Source organism: Desulfobacter curvatus DSM 3379, from assembly GCF_000373985.1.
Taxonomy (GTDB): domain Bacteria; phylum Desulfobacterota; class Desulfobacteria; order Desulfobacterales; family Desulfobacteraceae; genus Desulfobacter; species Desulfobacter curvatus.
Map to the genome: position 1 here is coordinate 1 of NZ_KB892960.1, position 4,868 is coordinate 4,868.

Here is a 4,868-nt window from a genome sequence, read left to right on the forward strand (position 1 = left end):
AACAGTATTGCAATCTTCAGCTTTTTTCATCAGCACAGTCCAATTTTATAGTCGTCTCAGCGAGAAGAAACTATCACGTTTTTTGTTCTCAAAGATAGGCTTTTTTCAAACCGGGAAAATGGGAATGCGCCCGTTTTACCCTCAAGGCCAGGCAAGCCGCTTTTAAGGTACCGGTACAGCCATTTGCGGATGGTTTCCGCACTTAGAGTAATGTGATCGCCGTTTGGATGGACATAGGTATTCCAGGATGCCAAATCAAGCATCTCACCAAACGGCAAAGCGTTCGCATCCCTGTGTAAAAGAGGACTGATAATCCCGTAACGCCAGAGGGCCAGGTCAAAATTTGTGTCAGTTTGGTCTGTCATTTGTTCCTCCGCTGATAAAAAGTTAACAACAACGGCTTCACGATTAACAAACCAACTGTTTTTATAACATATTCGTTTTGTGTTGGTGGCCTGTTACCGACATCTTGCAGGGTAAAAAGCCCAGGAAAAATCCCGGGTAAATGAGAACCAGTCAGCAGTCCGGCAAAAACAGGGACAAGTTTGACCATATTCTTTTTTCAACCAGTCTCTGAGCGAGAGGGCTTTGGCGATCCATCTTCGTATACGGGGCCAGGTATTAGCTGTGTTCTTGGCTATTTGAGCAATGCTGTTCCCTTGCTCATACAAGGTTAAAACGAACATCAGCATACACACGGAGGCCCGTTCAATGGGCAGAAAAGCATGCGGCAGTATAGAGAACGTTTTTCTATGACATAGATCATTATCACACCGGTATCTTTGGATATTTATCAGCTTATCATTAAACAGGTATCTTCTATAGCACCCCCATTTAGTATAAGCTCTGCGGTTACCGCAATGGGTGCATTGCACTGTGGACGAACTGTTTTTTCTTGTGATTTCTGACAGAAAGGATATTAATGAATTCCAGGTCGGGGGCATGTGCTGTTCCTCCTTTATTATAATTAGCCAATGAGGCTATAGCACATGTCCCCCCCTCTTATCCCCCCCAAAGGGGGGAGGAGGATAAAAGGCATGAAGCGGTTCCTGCTGTCCCACGATAAACTACCTGATAATTCTTGATTTATAATACCTATACTTTTTTGATTAGGTATGAGAGCGTGGGATTTTAGGCTGGATTTTAGGTCAAAAAGCGCGCTTCTTTAGACCAAGGGCACCTCAATTTTCGGAATGGATGCCCACCCCGGACTGTCCCTGTTACTTCCAGAGCGTTTTCAACACTTAAGCTCATCATCCGGTTATTATAAAAATATTTCTGGCTCTTTCCTATCCAGGCAGTTTTGCTGTAATGCCTGAATAGCTGATTGGAAATTTGGCTCGTTCATTTGCCTTGCTTCTTCCGGACAGATTTTCACACATGCAAAGCATATAAGACATTGCCACCTATCTGTTTGAGTAACGTCATCAGGAGAAATTGCTCCAGTGGGACATACTTCGACACATTGCCCGCACTTTGTGCATTTTGCTGCGTCTGTTTCCGGGGTTAAGGCTACAATTGATCGTGCTTCTTTTATCATATTTAGGTTCACAGGTTCGATATAGGGAGACTGGCCTGGAATTGTAATCGCAGTTAAATGCCCCGATGATTCAGCATTTTGCAGTTTCTTTCGAATCGCAACCCCAAACTCCTGCGCTTTTCGGATATCACTTTCATCAGGACGATTTGCTGCAATAGGATAAGTTTTTGAGGAATACGAATGCTCAGCAACAAAGGCGCCGCCAGCTACTGGAATAAATTCGGCATTAACAGCTATATCATGTAATTCTTTGAGGGCATCTTCAAATGCTCTGTTCCCATATACTGCAACAAGGACAACAGGGGTCTGCGTCGCTTTTAATGAAGTTAAGTATGGTAAAATTTCCTCGGGCACACGACCGTAATATACGGGGGTTGCGAAAATGACGATCTCGTCTTTGTCCAACAAAAATAGATCATTGCGCTGTGATCTTTTCGTTATATCAAGAAATTCCACACATTCAGGATGGATGCCCTTAGCAATATTTTCTGCAATAGTCCTTGTTGTTCCCGTTGGGGAAAAGCAGATACAACGTACTGATTTGATTTTCATATAATGCCTCCATGTTGAAATTTTGTTCAATCTCAATCAAACATCATAACGTACATATTCATGCGTACAGGGGTTGCCTACAGCTACCAGCATGGCCCTCTCAGCCGGCAACATTATAAACGACCCCAGTGACTCGGCTTGTAATCCTGACGGCACGGCTGGATCCGGGTGGCGGCAGATCGAGTTGGGGTACCCTTGGTGGTCCATCAGTGCTTGACCAAGAGTCTGGGGTGTGAGTTGTCCGGCCAGTCCAGCGGCCAATTCATTCATGCGTGCGGTTCGAGCCTGACTGTCTGGGAATATCATCTGGCAGCCGTCCACTGCCTGAAAGCGCGATGTCTTGTAATTATTGGCGTGGGTAAGAAACCCGTCATGGGGTTGGAGAACTTCATGGTCGTCCAGCGTACCTTCAATACACAAAAGGTTGCCTTTTGCGTCTGCCAAGGTAACGGCAACTATCCCCCGGCATGCCTGTTCCAGCAACTGGCGGGCCTTGGTTATGTCAGTTTGTCGCATGGCTCTTGGCAGATAAGCTCCCATGGAAATTTTGGGCTGCAGATTTGGCTGCATGGCCGAAACACCGTTGAGACAACAGGCCAAACCTGCTGAATTAAGAGTGTATTCACCCAAGCCCAGCAAAGGCAGCACCAATTGTCTCAGGCCGTCACTTCGTTTGATATGTAGAAGAGCAATCGGCGTACCCTTGAACCAGTCTATGTTCTGGCCCATGATGCATTGACCATCAGAAGTCGCCAGCCCTGTGCCGGCCAGGGTGGTGCACATTGCAGCGAGGCCAGTGTTCACAAAAAGCAGTTCCAGGCCGCATCGTGTCGCCCACGCCTCCTCCAGGCTCATTCCTGCACCCTGTGCCTGACCGCGAACAAAGGGTTCAAGTTCAGGGTCGAACTGTTTTGCTATCGGCCACAGCTTCATGGCATAAGACAGGGCTTCCGTGCGCGACGTCTTGTGAACCTCGTTCACCGCGGTAAGTATCCGATTCAAGCCCTGATGCATGTTTTCAGCCATGGCTTTCCCCCAGCCTCGGCCCACTTCGGCTGGTGTACCAGTCAATTCAATCAACGACATCTTCACATTTTTTTTCATAAAAGTATCCCCCCAAGCAGGCTTTGTCCAATTCGCTATTGCGGCCATTCCAGCCATCTTCAGGAATTGTCTTCTGTTGACATTGTATTGCGAGAACATTGTGTTTATCCTTGATTTAAGATCTATATTTTTCACCGCTTCATATCCTTTTTCATTGGATATTGTGCGAAAATATGTTACATACATACTGTATGTATGTCAAGGAGGGTTTTATGAAAAAAGACAAACAGCCCAATATCGGGACCGGGAACAAGCAGGATGAGCGTAGCCAGCGCACCACCAACCGTATCCTTGTTGAGGCACGGCGTTTATTTGCCGAATACGGCTTTGCAGGGGTATCCGCCGAACAAATTGTAACAACCGCAGGTGTTACCCGTGGAGCGCTATATCATCATTTTGATGGCAAGAAAGGACTGTTCCGTGCAGTACTGAATCAGGTGCAAACAGAGATTGAGAAGCGTGTAAAAATCGCTGTGGAACAGGTCCAGGACCCTATGGAGATGCTCATTGCAGGAAACAATGAGTTTTTAGCCGCCTGTCTCGACCCTGGGTTGCAACGTATTTTGCTTACCGAAGGACCCGCCGTAATAGGCTGGGAAGAATGGCGAGAGATTGATGAGGATCATGTCCAAGGAAAATACCGCGCTTTTTTAGCAGAACTCATGGACAACGGAGTACTTCGACCCTTCCCCGTTGATGCTTTAGCCCATATCATATCAGGTGCTGCTAATGAGGCGGCCTTCTGGGCAGCTCGTGCAGAAGACCCTAAAACCGCCCTGGCCCAGGCTCAAAGCACCATGGCCGAGATGATTCGCTCTTTGAGTCCCTGAGGTGGGACCGAGTCTCTGTGCCTAAACAAACGGGGTTGCAATAATAGGTGGCGTGACACGTTTTACCTTGTTGGCATTTGAGTTTAACAGGTGATTATGTGGTTTTTATAGGTAAAAATAAGTAGTTGCATTGTTATTTCGTTAGAAAAACAGGAAATTCCTATCACGGTGAGAAAAATGAACGCCTGGACTTATAGATATTGTGGTTCGGGAAATTTGATCAATAGCGGCAGGTCATAGAATGCTCACCTTATTCTATATTCAGTTTAGAGGCTATGTATAGATTAAATTTCCTCTTATTTTTTTTATGGAAAGGATATCATGAAACAAATTATCACATTGACGGTAATACTTACTTTTTTATTCAGTTCAGCCGGTTACACTTATGCATTCCGATGCGGTGATGGTAAGAGAAATTTGGCGAGTGAGGGACAGCACAAATACCAAATCTTAAAAGATTGCGGACCACCTGTTTCAAAGGAAATTGTAGGGGTGGATAAGAACAGCGGTGTTTACCGGATAGTAGAGGAATGGCTTTATATCATTAACGAGCGTGGGAGTAAACAAATGTATCTTATCACTACAGCGACACTTGAACACCTAACTCTTTAGCGAGAGCCATCGTTCTTTTTCTATGGCTTTCATACGCAATGTCGTTACGTTTGAGGTGATACTTTATCATATTTATAGCCCCTTTCCATGTAAAAGAATTGATCGACAAAACAACTTGGACCAATTTTTTAACCATGGCTAAACTTAAGCAGTTTTTTTTACTTTTTGCCTGAGTCGAAAAAGAAAGTGCTGCGCCAGCATGACATAAAGCATGTGCCGATGCCATGCCG

The 4,868-nt window shown here is 45.5% G+C and carries 6 protein-coding genes; 2 read left to right on the forward strand and 4 right to left on the reverse strand.

The window, feature by feature from the left end; genetic code table 11:
• Positions 1-56: 56 nt before the first annotated feature.
• The 3 genes from B147_RS0106115 to B147_RS0106125 all read right to left on the reverse strand — a co-directional run bounded on the left by B147_RS0106115 (position 57) and on the right by B147_RS0106125 (position 3,163).
• Positions 57-365, reverse strand: a complete 309-nt coding sequence (locus B147_RS0106115) for a hypothetical protein (RefSeq protein ID WP_020586348.1) — start codon at positions 363-365, stop codon at positions 57-59.
• Positions 366-1,264: 899 nt separating this feature from the next.
• Positions 1,265-2,092, reverse strand: coding sequence for an EFR1 family ferrodoxin (locus B147_RS0106120; RefSeq protein ID WP_020586349.1), 828 nt, complete (start codon positions 2,090-2,092; stop codon positions 1,265-1,267).
• A gap of 36 nt (positions 2,093-2,128) precedes the next feature.
• Positions 2,129-3,163: a C45 family autoproteolytic acyltransferase/hydrolase gene (locus B147_RS0106125; protein ID WP_157237799.1), complete on the reverse strand. Its 1,035-nt coding sequence runs from the start codon at positions 3,161-3,163 to the stop codon at positions 2,129-2,131.
• A gap of 245 nt (positions 3,164-3,408) precedes the next feature.
• Between B147_RS0106125 and B147_RS0106130 the strand changes: the two genes are divergently transcribed.
• Together B147_RS0106130 and B147_RS33435 are read left to right on the forward strand one after the other, a co-directional pair.
• The gene (locus B147_RS0106130; RefSeq protein WP_020586351.1) at positions 3,409-4,026 is read left to right on the forward strand and encodes a TetR/AcrR family transcriptional regulator; all 618 of its coding nucleotides are present in this window, start codon (positions 3,409-3,411) and stop codon (positions 4,024-4,026) included.
• Between the two features lie 321 nt (positions 4,027-4,347).
• Positions 4,348-4,638 (forward strand): DUF2845 domain-containing protein, encoded by a 291-nt coding sequence (locus B147_RS33435; RefSeq protein ID WP_020586352.1) that lies wholly within the window; start codon positions 4,348-4,350, stop codon positions 4,636-4,638.
• Here the strand turns inward: B147_RS33435 and B147_RS32340 are convergent.
• On the reverse strand, positions 4,607-4,868 hold a 262-nt coding region (locus tag B147_RS32340), incomplete at its 5' end, for a hypothetical protein (protein ID WP_033397936.1). The genes B147_RS33435 and B147_RS32340 overlap by 32 nt on opposite strands.